Source organism: Nitratireductor sp. XY-223 (genome assembly GCF_004959855.1).
Taxonomy (GTDB): domain Bacteria; phylum Pseudomonadota; class Alphaproteobacteria; order Rhizobiales; family Rhizobiaceae; genus Hoeflea_A.
Window position 1 is genome coordinate 1 of record NZ_SPNT01000016.1, and the last position, 18,924, is coordinate 18,924.

The 18,924-nt window shown below is 62.9% G+C and carries 19 protein-coding genes; 17 read left to right on the plus strand and 2 right to left on the minus strand.

The genetic code is table 11. The features are described 5' to 3' along the window. The first annotated feature begins 463 nt into the window (after window positions 1–463). A complete protein-coding gene (locus E4M07_RS26165) occupies window positions 464–1,639 on the plus strand; it encodes an adenylate/guanylate cyclase domain-containing protein (protein WP_136661373.1) in 1,176 nt (391 codons plus the stop codon). A gap of 18 nt (window positions 1,640–1,657) precedes the next feature. On the opposite strand, the gene E4M07_RS26170 is transcribed toward E4M07_RS26165, so the two are convergent. Next, the gene (locus E4M07_RS26170; RefSeq protein ID WP_136661374.1) at window positions 1,658–2,182 is read right to left on the minus strand and encodes a GNAT family N-acetyltransferase; all 525 of its coding nucleotides are present in this window, start codon (window positions 2,180–2,182) and stop codon (window positions 1,658–1,660) included. A 6-nt stretch (window positions 2,183–2,188) separates the two neighbouring features. Next, window positions 2,189–2,761 (minus strand): XRE family transcriptional regulator, encoded by a 573-nt coding sequence (locus E4M07_RS26175; protein WP_136661375.1) that lies wholly within the window; start codon window positions 2,759–2,761, stop codon window positions 2,189–2,191. A 325-nt stretch (window positions 2,762–3,086) separates the two neighbouring features. Between E4M07_RS26175 and E4M07_RS29215 the strand changes: the two genes are divergently transcribed. From E4M07_RS29215 to E4M07_RS26250, 16 genes are all read left to right on the plus strand, one after another. Further along, a complete protein-coding gene (locus E4M07_RS29215) occupies window positions 3,087–3,224 on the plus strand; it encodes a hypothetical protein (RefSeq protein WP_169054410.1) in 138 nt (45 codons plus the stop codon). 88 nt (window positions 3,225–3,312) lie between these two features. Next, window positions 3,313–4,107: a glutathione S-transferase family protein gene (locus E4M07_RS26180; RefSeq protein WP_169054411.1), complete on the plus strand. Its 795-nt coding sequence runs from the start codon at window positions 3,313–3,315 to the stop codon at window positions 4,105–4,107. Between the two features lie 78 nt (window positions 4,108–4,185). Beyond that, window positions 4,186–4,557, plus strand: coding sequence for a metalloregulator ArsR/SmtB family transcription factor (locus E4M07_RS26185; protein ID WP_136661377.1), 372 nt, complete (start codon window positions 4,186–4,188; stop codon window positions 4,555–4,557). Then, complete coding sequence (locus E4M07_RS26190) at window positions 4,550–5,044, plus strand: SRPBCC domain-containing protein (protein WP_136661378.1); 495 nt, start codon at window positions 4,550–4,552, stop codon at window positions 5,042–5,044. The genes E4M07_RS26185 and E4M07_RS26190 overlap by 8 nt, the downstream gene beginning before the upstream one ends. 244 nt (window positions 5,045–5,288) lie before the next feature. Further along, complete coding sequence (gene pseB, locus E4M07_RS26195; RefSeq protein WP_136661379.1) at window positions 5,289–6,287, plus strand: UDP-N-acetylglucosamine 4,6-dehydratase (inverting); 999 nt, start codon at window positions 5,289–5,291, stop codon at window positions 6,285–6,287. Then, window positions 6,287–7,435 carry a UDP-4-amino-4,6-dideoxy-N-acetyl-beta-L-altrosamine transaminase gene (gene pseC, locus E4M07_RS26200; protein ID WP_136661380.1) on the plus strand — a complete coding sequence of 383 codons (1,149 nt, stop codon included), beginning with the start codon at window positions 6,287–6,289 and terminating at the stop codon, window positions 7,433–7,435. The genes pseB and pseC overlap by 1 nt, the downstream gene beginning before the upstream one ends. Before the next feature lie 22 nt (window positions 7,436–7,457). Then, on the plus strand, window positions 7,458–8,528 hold the full coding sequence (gene pseI / locus E4M07_RS26205) for a pseudaminic acid synthase (RefSeq protein WP_206057404.1): 1,071 nt from the start codon (window positions 7,458–7,460) through the stop codon (window positions 8,526–8,528). Then, a complete protein-coding gene (gene pseF / locus E4M07_RS26210; protein ID WP_136661381.1) occupies window positions 8,528–9,220 on the plus strand; it encodes a pseudaminic acid cytidylyltransferase in 693 nt (230 codons plus the stop codon). Before pseI ends, pseF begins: the two co-directional genes overlap by 1 nt. Further along, entirely contained in the window at window positions 9,217–10,101 is an 885-nt protein-coding gene (locus E4M07_RS26215; protein WP_136661382.1) for a class I SAM-dependent methyltransferase, read from the plus strand. The genes pseF and E4M07_RS26215 overlap by 4 nt, the downstream gene beginning before the upstream one ends. Window positions 10,102–10,103: 2 nt before the next feature. Then, window positions 10,104–10,760, plus strand: a complete 657-nt coding sequence (locus E4M07_RS26220; protein ID WP_136661383.1) for a GNAT family N-acetyltransferase — start codon at window positions 10,104–10,106, stop codon at window positions 10,758–10,760. After that, the gene (locus tag E4M07_RS26225; RefSeq protein ID WP_136661384.1) at window positions 10,757–12,670 is read left to right on the plus strand and encodes an NAD-dependent epimerase/dehydratase family protein; all 1,914 of its coding nucleotides are present in this window, start codon (window positions 10,757–10,759) and stop codon (window positions 12,668–12,670) included. Before E4M07_RS26220 ends, E4M07_RS26225 begins: the two co-directional genes overlap by 4 nt. Beyond that, on the plus strand, window positions 12,654–13,331 hold the full coding sequence (locus tag E4M07_RS26230; protein WP_136661385.1) for an HAD family hydrolase: 678 nt from the start codon (window positions 12,654–12,656) through the stop codon (window positions 13,329–13,331). Before E4M07_RS26225 ends, E4M07_RS26230 begins: the two co-directional genes overlap by 17 nt. A 142-nt stretch (window positions 13,332–13,473) precedes the next feature. Then, complete coding sequence (locus tag E4M07_RS26235) at window positions 13,474–15,426, plus strand: tetratricopeptide repeat protein (protein ID WP_136661386.1); 1,953 nt, start codon at window positions 13,474–13,476, stop codon at window positions 15,424–15,426. Window positions 15,427–15,578: 152 nt separating this feature from the next. Further along, window positions 15,579–16,580, plus strand: coding sequence for a Gfo/Idh/MocA family oxidoreductase (locus E4M07_RS26240; RefSeq protein WP_136661387.1), 1,002 nt, complete (start codon window positions 15,579–15,581; stop codon window positions 16,578–16,580). A 3-nt stretch (window positions 16,581–16,583) separates the two neighbouring features. Continuing rightward, the gene (locus E4M07_RS26245) at window positions 16,584–18,158 is read left to right on the plus strand and encodes a CoA-transferase (protein WP_136661388.1); all 1,575 of its coding nucleotides are present in this window, start codon (window positions 16,584–16,586) and stop codon (window positions 18,156–18,158) included. Further along, a complete protein-coding gene (locus E4M07_RS26250; RefSeq protein ID WP_136661389.1) occupies window positions 18,155–18,922 on the plus strand; it encodes an enoyl-CoA hydratase/isomerase family protein in 768 nt (255 codons plus the stop codon). Before E4M07_RS26245 ends, E4M07_RS26250 begins: the two co-directional genes overlap by 4 nt. The last annotated feature ends 2 nt before the right edge of the window (window positions 18,923–18,924 follow it).

The following is an 18,924-nucleotide window of genomic DNA, read 5'->3' on the forward strand; positions in this document are numbered from 1 at the left end:
AATCAAACGCACAAAGCGCAAAATCAAGAGAACAACAAGAGCAAACAAATCCGCCGCCAGCGGACAACCGCCCTCGTTGGTGTGCAGCTTATAAGGCCTATAATCAAAATCAGTCAACAGCAATTTCACAAAAAATACAAATTTTTTGCCGCTGCATTCCGGTCGGGAACAATGACTGAATTTTCCGTTAAAAAAACGGTGTCGGACTCGACTGCGCCCATACCCATATAGGGATGCCGGACGGCCGTTTCAAAAGGCCGAACGTTAAATTTCGGTCAGGAAAAGACAGGCGGCCTCAAGGTTCGACCGGGCCGCACCGCCCAAACGGCAAAGGCAATGTGCAGTTCCGTGATGTTGCCCGGCTGACGGCGCGCGATCGCGGCGCCGGTTCCCTTTGAGGGCCGCCTTGTCCGGCGGCGTCTTTGGTGAAATCCTTGCCTTCAGGGCAACGGGAACAGCGACAATGACAAAGCACGGCGGACCGAACGCAAAAGCGATAAACGACTGGCTTGTCTCGGACGGCCGGCTTTCCGGGGACGGCGTCGCAATCGTCGGCGGATTTGCCGAACGCCTGATCAGTGCCGGCGTTCCCTTGTGGCGCGCACGCGTCGCGCAGCAGTTTTCCAACCCGCTTTTATCGGCCTGGGGCGTCATCTGGACGCGGGAGGAAGCGCGCCTTTATACGGTCAAGCGCACGGTGCTGAGCACCGACGCCTGGCACGGCAGCCCGTTCGAACATGTCATCTCCAACCGCACCACGCTCCACAAGCCGCTGGTCGATCTCGATCCGCGGCGCGACCACGGCGTCTACCTTGAACTGGCACAGGCCGGCGGCACCGACTTCTATGCCATGACACTGTCCTATGGCGACGGATCGGTTCAGGGCTGCAGCTTCGCCACCGACAGCGACCACGGCTTCAGCCAGGAGGATCTCGACCTCATCTTTGCCTGCCGGCACGCGCTCGCCTGCGCCATGGAACCTGTCGCCATGCGGCGCTCTTCCGTCAGCCTGCTGCGCACCTATCTCGGCGATGGCCCGGCCGACGCGGTCACCGGCGGCACCATCCGCCGCGGCGAACACACGCATATCGAGGCGGTCATCATGTTCTGCGACCTGCGCGGCTTCACGACCATGTCGGCGCAATGGCCGGAAGCGGAACTCATGGAAGCACTCGACGGCTATTTCGAGCTGGTCGTCGACGCGGTGCGCGAGCATGGCGGCGAAGTCCTGAAATTCATAGGCGACGGCGTCCTGTCGGTATTCCCGGTCGCCGACACGGCAAGCCGCGCGACAAGGTGTATCGATGCGGTAGCCGCCGCAAAAAAGATGGCGGCTTCACTGGAAGAGTTGAACAGGGACCGGCAGCGGCGGAAACTTGAACCGTTGCGTATCGGCACCGGCATCAACATCGGCCATGTCACCCACGGCAATATCGGCAGCCCCGACCGCCTCGATTTCACCGTACTCGGCCAGGCCGTGAACCTCGCAAGCCGGGTCCAGGATCTATGCAAGGTCGTCGGTGAGCCGGTGCTGGCAACGGCGTCCGTTGCTGCCCTGGCCCCGGGTGCGTTCCGTTCGCAGGGTTCGCATTCCGTGAGGGGTCTTGATGCCCCCGTCGAGATACACAGCCTTGAATGAAGTGCCGCTGCCGAACGGCTAGAGCTTCTTGTACATGATCGTCGTTGCATCGTATCGGTCGTCGATCGGATGCCTGGCAAATTCGGGAATGTCGCCGACACGCCGAAAACCCAGCGACAGGTAGAGCCGTTTGGCCGTTTCACTCGCCGTATCGAGCGTCAAGAGTGTCCGTCCGCGAGCGCGTGCGCTTTCTTCCAGGCTGAGCATCAGCGCCCTCGCAATACCCTGTCGGCGAAAGGAAGGATGAACGATCAGCTTCAGCACCTCGGCCCTGTGTGGCTGGTTGGGTGGCGTGTCGCAATCCAGTTGAACGGTGCCCGCCACAGCATCGCCGGACATTGCCGCAAGCAATGTCCGGCTGTCGGCCTTGAGCCCCGGTCTGACAACGTCGAGCCAGAACCGCCTGGAGTCGGCCATCGTGTGCGGCAGAACGAAACTGACACCGGCGCCCCCCAGAACACCGGCGTTGAGGACGGCGGCAAGACCGTCAACATACCGGTCGAACGTTCCATCATTGATCCGGACGATCTCGAAACCGCTCATGCTTCCTCACACCATGGCAATAATGTAGCGGGCGGAGTGGTCCTTTTCCGTGTTGAAGGTGCTTGGTCCGCTCAGCCTGTAGCGCAGGCAGTCGCCCTTGCGCAATCGGTGGACCGAATCCCCGACCTTCAGGGTCAAACGGCCTTCAAGCATATAAAGATGATGCTCGATCCCGGCATTCGGCGGCTCGGGATAGTCGATCGTCGTGTCCGCGGCGAGCCTGCATTCGATCATCTCGGCCGCAAGCGCCTGGGACGGCGGTGAAATGTTGCTGCGTTGGAAGCCGCCCTTCGGATCCTGCCAGACCTGTTGACTCTCGTGCTCGACCAGCGGAACGAAATCGGCTTCGACCAACGACATCAGACGTGACATGGTCAAACCGAAAGCCGAACAGAGCCTTCCGAGGACCGACGCCGTCGGGCTGACCTCGGCATTCTCAAGCCGCGACAGCGTCGCGCGGCTCACGCCGCAGCGCCCGGACAGCGCTTCCAGCGACCATCCGCGCTCCAGCCGCAACGTCTTCAATCGGTCCGCAATGTCGTGGTCGAGCGTATCGGCCGGATTGGAGGTGTTTCTCATATACGGGAATTTATTCCAGTTATGGTCGAATGTAAACCAGTGCGTGCGCGGATTTCGGTTTCGCGCCGAAGCTTCTTTCAGTTGTGTGGGTATTGCCACAGAGTCGGACCGGCCCGGCAGTCTAAGAAAACACCCTGCGACAGCGGACATCGAAACACCGGCCATACCGCGCGCCTGGGTGATCCGGTTTTGATGACCGCTGTCGTTGCCGTTTTCGGACGGGTCTGTTCCCCGTCCCTTCCCTCGCCATCTGCTACACGACCATGGCAACTGTCTCCCGAAGCGATCCGGAGCGGGAATTCAGAAATGCAGACCGGGGTCATCCATGACGGCGATCCGTGAAGCGGCGGTGAATCTGCGGCTGCGTCCCCTCGCCGGTATCCTGCCGATGCAGCGAACCCGCATAGCGTCCGAGATCATTGCCGGGTTTACGCCTGCTGCTCCCGCCACAAAGCGCAATTGACCAATAAGTGGTACAATTGTATCATATCGCGATACGCACAAATTGTCTGTTCCAGTCCCCTCCACCCGAGATGAAAGGCGGATTTCCCATGCTCACGCTCTACCACAACGGAAACTCCGTCTGTTCCATAAAGGTCCGCATCGTGCTGGCGGAAAAAGCACTCGACTGGGACGGCGTCCATATCAGCCTTCCCGACGGTGAACAGCTCACGCCGGAATTTTTGAAGATCAATCCGAAGGGCGTCGTCCCGGTCCTCGAGCATGACGGGCGCCGCATCTATGAATCCAGCATCATCTGTGAATATCTGGACGCGCTTTCAGATACCAACAAGCTGATGCCCGAGGATGCCTACCTGCAGTCGAAGACCCGTGTCTGGGGCGTCAACACCCTCGAATACCACGACCATGTCAACACGCTGACCTTTGCCAGCTATCAAAGAACCATGCTTCTCAAGAAGCCCGCCGAGGAACTCGAGGCGCGCTACGCCAAGCTGCCGAACCGGATCCGGGCGCGCAAGCTGCGCGACCTCATCGAGAACGGTCCGTCTTCGGACTATGTGCCGGTCGCCTTCGGCGGCCTTTCGAAAATGTGTGCCGGCATGGAGGCGGGTCTTGAACACGGCCCATGGCTCATGGGCGACGCTTTTTCGCTCGCCGACGCGCTGCCCGTTGCATACATGTACCGGCTGGAATGTCTCGGCCTGGAAAGCCTGTGGGAGGCACGCTTTCCGCGCGTCGCCGACTGGTACCGCCGCGTCACGGCGCGTCCTTCCATGGAGCAGGCGGTCGGCCCCTATCTCAACGAGACGCAGCTGGCCACGATCAAGGCCGAGGGACAGCAGGCGTTTCTTTCGACCGACCGGTTCTCCGCATACCTGGCCTGACGGGCGGTTAAAGCACCCGCATCCGCATCTTTGCCGGTGCGGGTTGACAGGCTGCGCATTTTATATAACTAATAAGTTATGGAACAAATCGGTTATGAAACGCAACCACGGAACCTGGACGCCGTTTTCGCCGCCCTCGCCGATCCGACGCGCCGCGCAATCCTGACGCGCCTGTCGACTGGCGAGGCGTCGGTGGGCGAGCTCGCCGCACCGTTCGACATGAGCCAGCCGGCGATATCCAAACATCTGAAGGTCCTGGAACGGGCCGGTCTGGTCGTGCGCGACATTGACCGGCAGCGCCGTCCGGCACGGCTGAACGGCACCCCCATGGCGGCTGCCGTGGCCTGGCTTGAGGAGTTCAAACGGTTCTGGTCGTCGAGCTTTGACGAACTCGATGGCCTTCTCGAAGAATTGAAACGGGCCGAACCGAAGGGAGCCGGAGATGAGTGACATACCGACTTATGTGCTGGAGCGGGAGTTTGATGCGCCGCGGGAAATCGTCTGGCGCACCTGGACGGAACCCGAACTGCTTGCCCGCTGGTATGGCCCGAATGTCGAGACCATCGTCCATCACCTTGACGTCAGGCCGGGCGGCCTGTGGCTCAACGAAATGCGGTGGGACGGCAACTCGAACTACGAACGCGTCGAATACACCGAGGTAAACCCGCCCGAAAGGCTTGTCTGGCTGCATTCGGTTACCGACGCCGACTGGAACGTGGTTACCAATCCGATGATGCCCGACTGGCCGCGCGTGCTACTGACGACGGTCACGTTCGAGGAAGACGGCAGCCGCACAAAACTGCGCCTGACCTGGGTGCCGCATGAAGCAAGCGAAGCCGAATTTGCCTGCTTCGCTGCCGCCATGGAAGGAATCGGCAAGGGCTGGGGCGCCGGCATGGATCTGCTTGCCGAGATTATCGCGGAACTGCAGTCTTAGGATCCCAAGCGCATCAAAAACAGTTCCGAACCCCTGGGCAACCGCCCGAAACGCAAGGCTCGCTCCAGCCCGGTGTGCGAGATTGCCCATGCCTGGCAGCAAGGGCGGATGCTGTCGGGCGGCGTATGCGGCGCGCCGGCGGCGCTGACCGGTGCGCCCTGACGGACCTGATTGCCGTTCGTTCGGACCGCCGCCTGTCCGGACACCCGGACGACGGACAATCATTTGGGACAGAACGACTGGAATGCTGACAAACGCCTCTATTCTCGTCACCGGCGGCACGGGCTCTTTTGGCAACACTTTCGTTCCGCTGACCTTGAAAAAATATGATCCCCGGCGTCTCGTCATTTTTTCCCGCGATGAAATGAAACAGTGGGAAATGGCCAGGAAGTTCGAGGGCGACAGGCGGCTGCGGTTCTTCATCGGCGACGTACGCGACAAGGACCGGCTCTACCGGGCGCTCGACGGCGTCGACTACGTGGTCCATGCCGCGGCCACGAAAATCGTTCCGACCGCCGAATACAATCCCTTCGAATGCGTCAAGACCAACGTCAACGGCGCTATGAACCTGATCGATGCCTGCATAGACAAGGGCGTCAAGCGCGTCGTCGCACTGTCCACCGACAAGGCCTCGAGCCCGATCAACCTCTACGGCGCGTCGAAACTGGCCTCCGATAAGCTGTTCGTCGCCGGCAACTCCTATGCCGGCGAGCATGACACCCGCTTTGCGGTCGTTCGCTACGGCAATGTCATGGGTTCGCGCGGCTCCGTCATTCCGTTCTTCATGTCGGTGCGCGAAAAGGGCGTGCTGCCGATAACGGACCCGCGCATGACGCGCTTCATGATCTCGCTCGAACAGGGCGTGGAACTCGTCTGGCACGCTTTCGAGGACATGGTCGGCGGCGAGATTTACGTCAAGAAGATCCCGTCCATGAAGGTCACGGACATTGCCCGCGTGATCGCCCCGGACGCCGAGCAGGAGATCATCGGCATCCGCCCCGGGGAAAAGGTGCACGAGCAGATGGTGGGCATCGAGGACGCGCCCTACACCTACGAGTATCCCGGGCATTTCAAGATCCTGCCGGCGATCAACAACTGGGCGTCCGATCCCTACCGCATAAAGGACGGGACCCGGGTGGCCGAGGGTTTCACCTATGCCAGCGACAACAATTCCGAATGGATGTGCGACGCGGACCTCGACAACTGGATCGAAGTGAACCAGAACAGGATCGGCGCCATCTGATGATCCCCTACGGCAGGCAGGATATCAGGCAGGATGACATCGATGCGGTTGTCGATGTGCTGCGGTCCGATTTCCTGACCCAGGGGCCGGCCGTCCAGCGCTTCGAGGTCGCGGTCGCTTCCGCCGCCGGCGCGACCCACGCCGTCGCGGTCAACAGCGCCACCTCCGCCCTGCATGTCGCCTGCATCGCCCTCGGCCTTGGCCCGGGTGATATCCTGTGGACGTCGCCGGTCACCTTTGTCGCCTCGGCCAATTGCGCACGCTATTGCGGTGCCGGTGTCGACTTCGTCGACATCGATCCGGCGACCGGCAATATGTGCCCGGCCCGGCTGGAGGAAAAGCTCGAGCGGGCCGCCCTTGCGGGCCGGCTGCCGAAAATCATCGTTCCGGTCCACCTCGGCGGCCTTTCCTGCGACATGGCCGCCATCGGCGCCCTCGCCAAGCGCCACGGTGTACGCATCATCGAGGACGCATCACACGCGATCGGCGGATCCCACCGGGGTGAGCCGGTCGGCAATTGCCGGTTCAGCGACATCACCGTGTTCAGCTTCCATCCGGTCAAGATCGTCACGACGGGTGAAGGCGGCGCTGCCGTCACCAACGATGCAGCCCTCGCGTCCCACATGGCGCGTCTGAGGAGCCACGGCATTACGCGCGACCCGGAACTGATGACGCATTCACCGGACGGGCCCTGGTACTATCAGCAGCGCGAGCTCGGCTGGAACTATCGGATGACGGATCTGCAGGCCGCGCTCGGCCACGCCCAGATCGCCCGGCTTACCGATTATGTGGCGCGGCGCAACGCGCTGGCGGAACGCTATGACAGCATCCTTGAGGCAATGCCCGTCGCCCGGCCGGGGCGCCACAAAGACAGCCGGTCGGCATTTCATCTCTATGTGGTTCGTGTTCCCGCCGGTCAGCATCGTCGGGTTTTCGAGGGACTTCGTGACGCCGGCATCGGCGTCAACCTCCACTACATTCCGGTGCACCTCCAGCCCTATTATCGCGATCTCGGGTTTTCCGGGGGCGAATTTCCGGAAGCCGAGCGCTATTACGCGGAAGCCATCAGCCTGCCCCTCTTCCCGACGATGACCGAGGCGACGCAGGACGAAGTTGCCGGTGTTCTGGCCGGGCTCCTGGACCGGTGAGGCAACGCGAGCGGAGATGTCGATGAAACAGCCACGATCGATCGAAATCGCCGGCCGCCGGATCGGCCCCGACCAGCCTCCTTATGTCATTGCGGAAATGTCCGGCAATCACAACGGCGATCTTCAGCGGACGTTCCGGATCCTGGAAGAGGCGAAGCAAGCCGGCGCCGACGCCGTCAAGCTCCAGACCTACCGCCCGGATACGATCACCATCGACCACAACGCACCGGAATTCATCGTCGAGGGCGGTCTCTGGGACGGGCGCCGGCTCTTCGAACTCTACGAGGAGGCGCACACGCCCTGGGAATGGCACCCGGAGATCTTCGCCCGGGCGCATGAACTCGGCATCACGGTCTTTTCCTCTCCCTTCGATCCGACGGCGGTGGACTTTCTGGAAAGCCTGGATGCGCCCGCATTCAAGGTCGCCTCGCCCGAGATCATCGACCTGCACCTGATCCGCAAGATCGCGGGCACCGGCAAGCCGATGATCATATCGACGGGCATGGCCACCGTCGAGGAGATTGACGAGGCCCTTTCTGCCGCGCGTGCCGGCGGCGCCGAGGACATCGTGCTCCTGCATTGCACCTCGGCCTATCCAACGCCGCCGCAAGAGGCGAACCTTGCGACAATTCCCGACCTTGCGGACCGCTTCGGCGTGATCACCGGACTTTCCGATCATACGCTGGGCACCACGGTTGCGACGACGGCCGTCGCGCTGGGCGCGGCGGTGATCGAAAAACACTTCACGCTCGCAAGATCGGAGGGCGGTGTCGACAGCGCCTTCTCACTGGAACCCGGGGAGCTTGCCGAACTTGTCGAGAACGCCAGGATCGCGCAGGCGGCAATGGGCAGGCCCATGTATCAACCGACGCTGTCCGAGGCTTCGGTTCTGAAGAACCGGCGCTCGCTCTACATCATGAAACCCGTCAACGAGGGCGAGGCCTTCACCAGCGACAACGTGCGCTCGATCCGTCCGGGTCTTGGCCTCAAGCCGAAACATCTCGACGCGGTGCTTGGCCGCAAGGCCGCACGCGATCTGAAGTTCGGCGAGCCGCTCGACGTGTCGATGATCGCCGGCGGGCTGGACACGTGATGGCAACAAGCGTCGCGATCATTCCCGCGCGCGGCGGCAGCAAGCGAATCCCGCGCAAGAACATCCGCAAATTCCGCGGCCGGCCGATCATCGCCTGGTCGGTGGAGGCCGCCCTGGAATCAGGCGCCTTTGACGAGGTGATGGTCAGCACGGACGATGAGGAGATCGCATCGGTTGCCCGCTCGTGCGGCGCGAACGTTCCATTCATGCGCTCGCCACGAACCGCCGACGACACCGCAACCACCAGCGATGTCCTGTTCGAAGTCCTTGAATGCTACGGAAAGGCGGGGCGTGAATTCGCTTTCGGCTGCTGCATCTACCCGACCGCACCCTTCATGCGCGCAAGCGATCTGGCCCACGGAAAACAACGCCTCGCCGACGATGGATTTGACGTGATCATGCCGATCGCCGCCTTCAGCTACCCTGTCTGGCGTTCGCTCAGGCGCGACGATGACGGAAGGTTGGAAATGAACTTTCCGGAGAACCTCAACGCAAGATCGCAGGACCTGCCGCCGGCCTTCCACGACGCCGGCCAGTGGTACTGGTTCAGGACGGCCGCTTTCCTCAGCGACCGGGTACTGTTGGGGCCGAACACCGGGTCGGTCATGCTGCCGTCCACACAGGTGCAGGACATAGACACCGAGGAGGACTGGACGATCGCCGAGTGGAAGCACGAGAGGATATTCGGATGAACGATCCGCGTCTTCGGCGTCATGAACTGGGCTTCCTGGAAGTTGCCGCCAAGCCTTCGGCGAGCGAGCTCGCCGCATATTACAGGGAAGCCTATTTCCAGAACGAGAAAGGCAACTACCGCGCAGCCTATCCGCCCGAGGAGCACGAGGTCATCGGGCTTCGCATCGCGCACCGCCGCGAACGGGCGCTCGAGCTTCTGGATCGGGACGGGCCGGGGCGCCTGCTCGACGTCGGTTGTGGGGAAGGGTTCGTTCTTGCCGCCTTCGACCGGCTTGGCTGGCAGGTCGCCGGCGTCGATTTCAGCCGCGCCGGCGTGGAAGCGATGAATCCTGCCGTCGCGGATCGCGTCGAAGACGGCGATCTCTTCACCATCCTCCGCCGCCGCATCGCCGAAGACGACCGCCATGATCTGGTCTGGCTCGGCAATGTGCTCGAGCATGTTCTCGACCCGGTCGAACTGCTCGAGCTGCTGCACGCGCTCGTAAAGCCCGGCGGCCTGCTTGTCGTCACGGTTCCAAATGACGGAAACGCCTTTCACGACGCGCTTTATGAGCGCGGTTCGATCCCCGACCGGTTCTGGATCGCAATCCCCGACCACATGTCCTATTTCACGGCCGACAGCCTGAAACGCGCGGCCGCGGCGACCGGATGGGACTGCCGCGACATACAGGCCGATTTTCCGATCGATTTCTTTCTTGCGCATGACGGTTCCAACTATGCGCGCGACCGGTCAAAGGGGCCGGCAGCGCACCGCGCGCGCCTGCAGCTGGAGCGGATCATCGGCGCCGCGGGCGTCGGTGCGGCAAACCGCTTCTATTCGGCCCTTGCTGATGTCGGCCTCGGCCGCAACATCACCGCATTCCTGTCGCCACGGAGCTGACAATGCGAGAAGCAAGCGTCCATGAAAACAGCCCGCTCAAGAACCAGGGGCAGAACGCCGGCCAGGGTGCCCCGGGCGATGGCCCCTACCGGTGCATGCCGCATGCCGAGCTGCGGGACGGCGCCTATGCGGTGCGGGCCGTTGAACCGGGCCATATCGATGCGATACGGCAATGGCGCAACGACCAGATCGACATCCTGCGCCAGCCGGCGCCGATCACGCGTGAAGAACAGCAGCGATACTTCGAGCGGACCATCTGGCCCGACAAGCAGGCCGAACGGCCACGCAATATCCTGCTGATCTACCTGAACGAGCGCGAGCCCATCGGCTATGGAGGGCTCGTCCACATGGACTGGGAACAGGAGCGCGCAGAGCTCTCCTTCCTGCTCGATCCGCAATACGAACGCCCGAGCGAACGCCGCGCCGACCTGTTCGGCCGTTTTCTGCTGCTGTTGAAACGCCTCGCCTTCGAGGACCTGCGGCTGAACCGTCTATACACCGAGACATTCGCGACCCGCCGGCGTCACATGGAAACGCTGGAGCAGGCCGGCTTTCGCCCAGAGGGTTGCCTGAGGCAGCACGTGCGCATCAACGGGACACGCGTCGATTCCATCCTGCATGGATGCATCGCCGGCGATGAAGGGGAGCGCCATCCATGAGGGGTAAAAAGGTCTTCGTCAGCGGCGGCGCTGGCGTGATCGGTGTGGAGCTGGTTTCCGGGCTCGTCGATCGCGGCGCCGAGGTGCTGGTCGGGGACCTGAAGCCGCGACCGCGGCAGTTTCCCGCCAGCGTTCAGTACCGGCAGGGCGACCTGAACGGCATGACCTTGTCGGAACTGGATGCGTTCGCGCCCGACATCTTCATACACCTCGCGGCGACCTTCGAGCGCTCCTCCGAGTCCGCGGAATTCTGGGGCGAGAACTTCCGGCATAATGTCCGGCTCAGCCATCACCTGATGACCATCGCGCGCGATGTGGCGAGCCTCAGACGGGTCGTCTTCGCATCGTCATATCTCATCTACGACCCGGCTCTTTATCAGTTTGATGCCGCGCAGGAGACACCGGTCGGCCTCGCGGAAGACGATCCGGTCCGCCCGCGCAATCTTACCGGCATGGCGAAGCTCGCCCACGAGACAGAGTTGCAGTTTCTTGGCGGCTTCGATCGTTATCCCTTCACCACCGTGCTCGCGCGCATCTTTCGCGGATACGGCCGCAATTCGCGCGATGTCATCTCGCGCTGGATCCGCGCGCTGTTGCGCGATGAACCGATCGCCGTTTTCAGACCCGAGGGCCTGTTCGACTATATCTACGCCAGAGATTCGGCCGAAGGCCTGATCCGGCTGGCAGACGCGGACCACGTGACCGGCGTCATCAATCTGGGAACCGGCCGCGCCCGCAGGGTCGCGGACGTGGTTTCGGCCCTGCGTGAACATTTTCCCGGCATGAACGCGCAAACCGAGCCGTCGGAGATTTCGTACGAGGCTTCGCAGGCGGACATTTCGCTGCTCGACACGGCGCTGGGCTGGTTGCCCCGGTACGACCTAGAGACTGCCATCCCGGAAATTATCGCCCATGAGCGGTCGCGGCTGGAAACCGCGGCTGACGAAGACACTGGCCAAAACGTCCTTGTGACCAGCGCATCACGAAAGGCGCCATTGGTCCGTGCAATGAAGGATGCCGCGGCGCGGATTTCACCCGGTGCCGCGGTGATCGCGGGAGATGTGGATCCCGGCGCACCGGCACGGCATGCTGCGGATGGTTTCTGGCTGATGCCGCGCCTCGATGCCGTGTCGCCGGAAGAGCTGATCGCAGCCTGCAGAGAGCGCGGCATCGGCACCGTCCTGCCGACACGCGACGGCGAACTCGTGTTCTGGGCGAAGGCGCGGGCCGCATTCGCGGCCATCGGGATCGACGTCATTATCTCGCCCTCCGAAAGCGTCGAGCGGTGCCTCGACAAGCTCGCATTCGCAAAGTTCGGTGTGGAAACAGGATTGCCGGTCATTCCGGCGGCAACCGATCCGGATGCGCTCGACGCCGCCGCCTATGTGGTCAAGGAACGTTTCGGCGCCGGATCGCATGGCATCGGCCTGAACCTCGACCGGGAGGCGGCCATCGCGCACGCCGCCGGTCTCGACACACCGGTTTTCCAGCCGTTTGTTTCCGGTCCCGAGATCAGCATCGACGCATGGATGGACGGCACCGGCGGGCCGTGCGGCCTCGTCCTGCGGCGCCGCGACAGGGTCGTCGCCGGGGAATCGCAGATCACGACGACCTTCCGCGACCCGTTGCTTGAGGAGAAGGCCGAGCATGTTTTGCGTGCGCTCAAGCTCCGCGGCCCGGCCGTGCTCCAGGCCATTGTCACGGAAAACGGCGAACTGAATGTCATCGAGTGCAACGCGCGCTTCGGCGGCGCGTCGACCGCTTCCATTGCCGCCGGTCTCGATCTTCTCTACTGGAGCCTTGCCGAAGGCCGCATGCCGGACGCACCGAGGCAATTCCGCCGCATTGCCGGCGAACTGCGCCAGGTGCGCATGCCGCAGGACATGATCCTCCATGATCCTGATCTTTGACCTCGACGACACGCTCTACGACGAACGCAGTTTCGTGCTCGGCGGTTTGCGTGCGGTGGCGCAATACGGCGAGACCGAGTTCGGTTGGGATGCGGACCGGTCCCTGGCCTTCATGACGGAGCGTCTCGATCGCCAGGGCCGCGGCCGTATTTTCGACGACTGGCTCGCAGCGCGCGGCAAGAACACGCGCGGGCGCGTTCGGGATTGCGTCAGGATCTACCGCCACCACCGCCCGGCGCTTTCCCTGTTTCCCGCCGCGAGGACGGTGCTTGACCGTTACGGGCCAGCCCACCCGCTCTATCTCGTCACCGATGGGCACAAGATCGTCCAGAAGAACAAGGTCGATGCGCTGGATCTGTGGGGGGAATTCCGTCGGGTGATGATCACCCATCGCTTCGGCCGGCGCAATGCCAAGCCTTCCACACACTGTTTCCAAAGGATTCGCGAGATCGAGGCCTGCGGCTGGCCCGACCTGATCTATGTCGGCGACAATCCGCAGAAGGATTTCGTCAACCTGAACAAAAAGGGTGCGAAGACCGTCAGGGTTTTGACCGGTATGCATCGCGGGCACAAGGCGGGCTCCGGTTACGATGCGCAACACACGATCGCCGACCTTCGTGCGTTGCCGGATTTGCTCGACGGAATCGGCTGCCGGCACTGAACCGGCTGGCCCGGATCAGCCACGCGCAAGCCACGTCCACTAATCATACCCGTAGGACAGGCTCGGGAATGCGGGCTTATCCCGGTCCGGAGCGACCTGTCCCCTTCGCGAAACGCGAGCAAACGACCGGCCCTTGCAAACCATGACCAATCTTGCCCTCAAATCCGCTGCCCCGAAAGCGCCTCCGGCGAAGCTGCTGAAGAAGATCCATTCGCTCCAGAAGCGCGGCAAATTCGCTGAAAGCCGGCCGCTCTGCGACCGGCTCGCGTCCCAGGGCTACGTGAGCGCGGATCTTCTGCATTTTCACGGGCTGGCCCTGCGCGCCTGCAACGACCTGAACGGCGCCCTCGTCAAGATCTACGCGGCAACGGAGCAGCAACCGGACAACGCGCTGATGCTGAATTCGCTCGGCGTCGTGTTGTTCCAGATGAACGAGGTCGAGCCGGCGATCGCGCAGTTCAAGCGCGCCACCAAGGCAGACCAGAAACTTTACGATGCCTGGAAGAACCTCGGCATCGCACTGAGAAAGGCGGAACGCTACCAGGCCGCCTTCACGGCATTCGACTGCGCCCATCATCTCGACCGCACCCAGGTCGATCCGATGCTCAACATCGTCGAAATCCTGATCGACAACCGCCAGTACAAGCGCGCTGAGACCGCGATGGACAAGCTGCTGGCGGCCTGCAGCAGGATCACGCCCGGCCTCCTGCTCCAGAGGCTGCATATCGCGGAACGCCTCGAGGATTTCGACTACATCGTCGCGCATCTCGACACGATCGATCGGGAAATGCTGAGCGTCGACGAACAGGCCGAGCTCGACAGCGTCCAGGTCTCTTATCTGCGCATCAACGGCCGCATGGACGAGGCGATCGCCATTTTGAGGAAATGGGTGGATGTCGAGACGTCACTCCAGGATCACTACATGATGCTGCTCGGGCTGTGCTACGCCGAGGCGGGGCGCCTCGGCGACGGCATCGAATACCACAAGGCGCTGCTTGAGAAGAACCCCGGCCACACGATCGGGCGCTACAATCTCGGCCTTCTCCAGATCAAGAACGGCGACATTGCCGAAGGTTACGAGAACTACGAAACCCGCTGGCTGCGTCCCGAATTTCCCTCAAAGCGCCGCCAGTTCAGCGCAACGCGCTGGACGGGCGAGCCGCTGGACGGCAAGAAGCTGCTTGTCTGGCGCGAACAGGGCATCGGCGACGAGGTGCGATACGCTTCCCTGATCCCCGACCTGAAGGATCGCGGCGGTGACGTGACATTCGAGTGCTCGCCCAAGCTGTCGCCGGTCTGGGAACATTCATTTCCCTGGGCGGCAATCGCCCATGAGGGCCCGACGGAATGCCGCGGCGACGAGGCCTATGCGCATTTCGACTATCAGATCCCTGTCGGCTCGCTCGGCGCGATCTTCCGCCCGGCGCTCGAGGACTTCGCAGAAAAACAGGCGCCGTGGATCCGGCGGCATCAGCCCGTCGAGGAATTGCTGCGCGCCCAGCTCGGGATCGAACCCGGCGAGACGCTTGTCGGCGTGTGCTGGCGCTCGTCCCACCAGGCGACATCGCGCGACCGGTATTTCCTGCAGGCCAAGCAATTGCAGCCGCTCAAGGCGCTGCCCGATTGCCGGTGGGTCAACGTGCAGTATGACTGCAGCGACGAGGAGGTCGAGACGGTCCGCGGGCTCGGTCTTCCTTTGCACCACTACGCCAACCTCGACCAGAAGAACGATCTCGCCGGCGCCTGCGGCCTGCTCGGCGCCTGCGACATTGTCATTTCCGTCGGGGTCTCGGTCTCGGACCTTGCGGCCGGTCTCGGCGTTCCGGTCATTCAGATCGCCCGGGAAAACGCCGAGGTGTTTCTCGGAACCGACCATGTCCCCTGGTTCCCGACCTGCATGTCCATCCGCATGGAACCGCATGGCGGCGACGCGGCAATCGCCGAAATCGTCGAACGCTGGCCGTCGATCGTGGAATGGGCGAAGGGCGTGACGACCGCCGAGCGGCCGTGGTTGGATGCTGAGTCCGGGGCGGCCGTGCCGCGCGGGACCGCCACCGCGGCTCTCAATCTCGAATATGAGATGCAGGCCGCGTAACCGGGGATAAACGCCCGAAATCGCGCCGCTTCTTTGCATTTCCCGCATTTTTCGACGCCCTGACGAAAATCGACTGCTTGACATTATTGGAACGTTCCAGTAATTCAGATTTAACAATTGGAACGATCCAAATACCAAACCGGGAGGATTTTATGCGTTGGGGCCTCGTTGGCGCGAGCAGAATTGCGTCCGGTTTCATGATCGATGCGATCCGGGCGCAGGCGGATACGGAAATCCTGTCGGTCCTCAGTTCCAGCGCGGCACGCGGCCGGGAATTCGCTGAAGAAAACAACATCGCGCGAAGCCATACCGATCTCGATGCGCTGCTTGCCGATCCCGACCTGGACGCCGTCTACATCTCCACGACCAATGAGAAGCACCACCCGCAGGCGCTTGCCGCCATAGCGGCGGGCAAGCATGTCCTGTGTGAGAAGCCGCTGGCAATGAGCCTGAACGAGGCGATCGAGATGGTTCGCACCGCTTCGGAAAAGGGCGTCGTGTTTGCCACCAACCACCACCTGCGCAACGCGGGTTCGCACCTTGCGATAAAGGAACTGATCGCAACGGGCCGTATTGGTGACGTTCTGAGCGCCCGTGTTTTCCACGCGGTCAACCTGCCCGAACAATTGCGGGGCTGGCGGATCAACGACGCCGCCGCGGGCGGCGGTGTGATCCCGGACATCGTTGTCCATGACGCCGACACGATCCGCTTCCATCTCGACGAGGATCCCGCAATGGTCGTCGCGCAAGCAGGCATCTCCGGAATGGGCGAGGGTGTGGAAGACAGCGTCATGTCCGTCTGGACAATGCCCTCCGGTATCATGGTCGAGACCCACGAGAGCTTCACCCACCGTTTTGCCGGGACCGGGGTCGAGTTCCATGGAACCGAAGGATCCGTCATTGCACGCGATGTCATGACCCAGCAGCCGGTGGGCGAGATCCGGCTCGTCGACGGGGCCGGCCAGCATGAAATACCGTTTGAGACGCACAACCTGTACATCCGCTCGCTCGGGCTTTTCCAGGCGGCCGTCGAAGGCCGGGGGCGCCCCTCTGCGGACGGGGTCGACGGCATAAAGTCGCTGGCGGTTGCGCTGGCCGTTCGAGAAGCGGCGAGAACAGGCAGGGCCGTCGACGTCGATTACGGGGGCTTCTAGCCGATGGTCGCCAAAGTCGTCTCTGCCGGGCAAGCAGCAAGCCGCATCGCGGACGGTGCGGTGGTGACCGTGTCGTCTTCGTCTGGGCTCGGATGCCCGGACAAGGTTCTGCAGGCGATCGGCGACCGTTTCGAGCGGGAGGGACATCCGAGGAACATTACGACGCTCCACCCGATCGCGGCCGGCGACATGTACGGCATCAAGGGCATCGATCATATCGCCCGGGACGGTTTGCTCTCCACCATCATTGCCGGCTCTTATCCGTCGGGGCCGTCCTCGCTGCCGATGCCCGAGATCTGGCGGATGCTCGTCGAGGAGCGCGTCGCCGCCTACAATGTGCCCTCCGGCATTCTCTTCGACATGCACCGCGACGTCGCGGCCAGGCGCCCCGGCGTCATGACGCAGGTCGGCATCGACACATTTGTCGATCCCGTTCGCCAGGGATGCGCCATGAACGAGACGGCGGCGCAAAGGCCGATCGTCGCGCGGGTGGAAATGGGCGGAGAGACTTGGCTTCACTTCCCCAATATCGTCCCCGACGTCGCGATCATTAGGGCGACCACGGCGGACGAGCGCGGCAACCTGACCTACGAGCACGAGGGCGCCTATCTCGGCGGCCTGGAACAGGCGATAGCCGTGCGCAATCACGGCGGCCTGGTCATCGCGCAGGTCAAGCGGGTCACGGCCTGCGGCTCGCTGCGCCCCCATGATGTGCGTGTGCCCGGTCATCTCGTCGACCTGATCGTCGTCGATCCGCATCAGCTCCAGACGACGGAGACCGCCTATGATCCGGCGATCGCCGGCGAGATCATGCGGCCCTGGTCGAGTTTCACCCTCGCCGAACACGGCGTCGAGAGCGTCGTGGCGCGGCGTGCGGCAATGGAATTGAAAACCGGACAGACCGCCAATCTCGGTTTCGGCATATCGGCCATGGTGCCGCGCATCCTCTTGCAGGCGGGCAAGGAACAGGCTGTGACCTGGGCCATCGAACAAGGCGCCACCGGCGGCATGCCGCTGACCGGTTTCGCCTTCGGCTGCGCATCCAATGCCGACGCCTATGTGCCCTCCCCGCAACAGTTCACCTACTTCCAGGGCGGCGGTTTCGACGTCTCGTTCCTGTCGTTTCTCGAAATTGACCGCGAAGGCAATGTCAACGTCTCCAAGCTGGGCAAGAAGCCGTACCTTACGGCCGGCTGCGGCGGATTTGTCGACATCACCGCCAACGCGAGGAAGATCGTCTTTTCCGGCCTTTTCGAAGCAGGCGCGGACCTGCACCTGGCCGACGACGGCATGACCGTCAGGTCCCCCGGGAAATTCACCAAGATGGTGGACGAGGTGGAGCATGTCACGTTTTCCGGCCGGCGGGCCCGGGAGACCGGACAGGACGTCCTTTACGTGACGGAACGTTGCGTTATCCGGCTGACGGAGAACGGGCTGGTCGCCACCGAGATCATGCCCGGCATCAATCCTGACAAGGACATTGTCGATGCATCGAAGGGCCGCGTGCGGCTCGCCGCCGACCCGATCGAGATGCCGAAGGCGCTGCTCGGCAGCGCGCCCATGGAGCTGAACCTGTGAGCGCGCTGCATCTCATCCGGCACGGCGCCGTCGCCGAACTGCGCCTCGACAATCCGGCGAAACTCAACGCATTCACCGTCGAAATGCTGGAGGCGCTGGATAATCATTGTGCGGAACTGGAGAGAGACGGCGCCGTCCGGGCGGTGGTGATCTCCGCCGAAAAGAGCCGGGCGTTTTGCGCCGGCGCCGACATAACTGCCTGGTCGGAACTGGAGCCGTGGGATTTCGCCAGGCATTGGGTCCGCGACGGCCACCGGGTGTTCGACCGCCTCGCGCGCCTGTCCCGGCCGACCATCGCCGCAATCGCGGGACACGCTTTCGGCGGCGGACTGGAATTCGCCGCGACCGCCGACATCCGCATCATGGCGCCTGATGCAACGCTTGCGCTCCCCGAAGCTGGGGTCGGGATCGTTCCGGGCTGGTCGGGCACCCAGCGCCTAATTCGCCTGCTGGGCGAACCTCTCGTGAAAGAGATGGCGCTGATGGGCCGCCGCCTGTCCGCTGAGCGCGCCCTTGCGTCGGGTTTCGTGGCCGAACTGTCGGACGATCCGCGCACGGCGGCAATGGCCATGGCGGAAAGCCTCACCGACAAGTCGCCCCGGTCCATCGAGGTTGCGAAATACATGATCCACGCGGCGGCCGGCGAGGATCGCGGCGCGATGATCGAGACACTGGGGGCGGGCATGATTTCCCCGACCGACGATCGCGATGAGGGCGTCACTGCCTTCCGCGAGAAACGCAAACCGGATTTTTCGGGCAAATGAGC

Coding starts and splice junctions, on each gene's coding strand:
- pseF (WP_136661381.1), top strand. CDS start 8,528: ATGGCAACAAGCGTCGCGATCATTCCCGCGCGCGGCGGCAGCAAGCGA.
- E4M07_RS26215 (WP_136661382.1), top strand. CDS start 9,217: ATGAACGATCCGCGTCTTCGGCGTCATGAACTGGGCTTCCTGGAAGTT.
- E4M07_RS29215 (WP_169054410.1), top strand. CDS start 3,087: ATGACGGCGATCCGTGAAGCGGCGGTGAATCTGCGGCTGCGTCCCCTC.
- pseC (WP_136661380.1), top strand. CDS start 6,287: ATGATCCCCTACGGCAGGCAGGATATCAGGCAGGATGACATCGATGCG.
- E4M07_RS26175 (WP_136661375.1), bottom strand. CDS start 2,761: ATGAGAAACACCTCCAATCCGGCCGATACGCTCGACCACGACATTGCG.
- E4M07_RS26220 (WP_136661383.1), top strand. CDS start 10,104: ATGCGAGAAGCAAGCGTCCATGAAAACAGCCCGCTCAAGAACCAGGGG.
- E4M07_RS26165 (WP_136661373.1), top strand. CDS start 464: ATGACAAAGCACGGCGGACCGAACGCAAAAGCGATAAACGACTGGCTT.
- E4M07_RS26235 (WP_136661386.1), top strand. CDS start 13,474: ATGACCAATCTTGCCCTCAAATCCGCTGCCCCGAAAGCGCCTCCGGCG.
- E4M07_RS26225 (WP_136661384.1), top strand. CDS start 10,757: ATGAGGGGTAAAAAGGTCTTCGTCAGCGGCGGCGCTGGCGTGATCGGT.
- E4M07_RS26240 (WP_136661387.1), top strand. CDS start 15,579: ATGCGTTGGGGCCTCGTTGGCGCGAGCAGAATTGCGTCCGGTTTCATG.
- E4M07_RS26245 (WP_136661388.1), top strand. CDS start 16,584: ATGGTCGCCAAAGTCGTCTCTGCCGGGCAAGCAGCAAGCCGCATCGCG.
- E4M07_RS26170 (WP_136661374.1), bottom strand. CDS start 2,182: ATGAGCGGTTTCGAGATCGTCCGGATCAATGATGGAACGTTCGACCGG.
- E4M07_RS26185 (WP_136661377.1), top strand. CDS start 4,186: ATGGAACAAATCGGTTATGAAACGCAACCACGGAACCTGGACGCCGTT.
- pseI (WP_206057404.1), top strand. CDS start 7,458: ATGAAACAGCCACGATCGATCGAAATCGCCGGCCGCCGGATCGGCCCC.
- E4M07_RS26180 (WP_169054411.1), top strand. CDS start 3,313: ATGCTCACGCTCTACCACAACGGAAACTCCGTCTGTTCCATAAAGGTC.
- E4M07_RS26230 (WP_136661385.1), top strand. CDS start 12,654: ATGATCCTGATCTTTGACCTCGACGACACGCTCTACGACGAACGCAGT.
- pseB (WP_136661379.1), top strand. CDS start 5,289: ATGCTGACAAACGCCTCTATTCTCGTCACCGGCGGCACGGGCTCTTTT.
- E4M07_RS26190 (WP_136661378.1), top strand. CDS start 4,550: ATGAGTGACATACCGACTTATGTGCTGGAGCGGGAGTTTGATGCGCCG.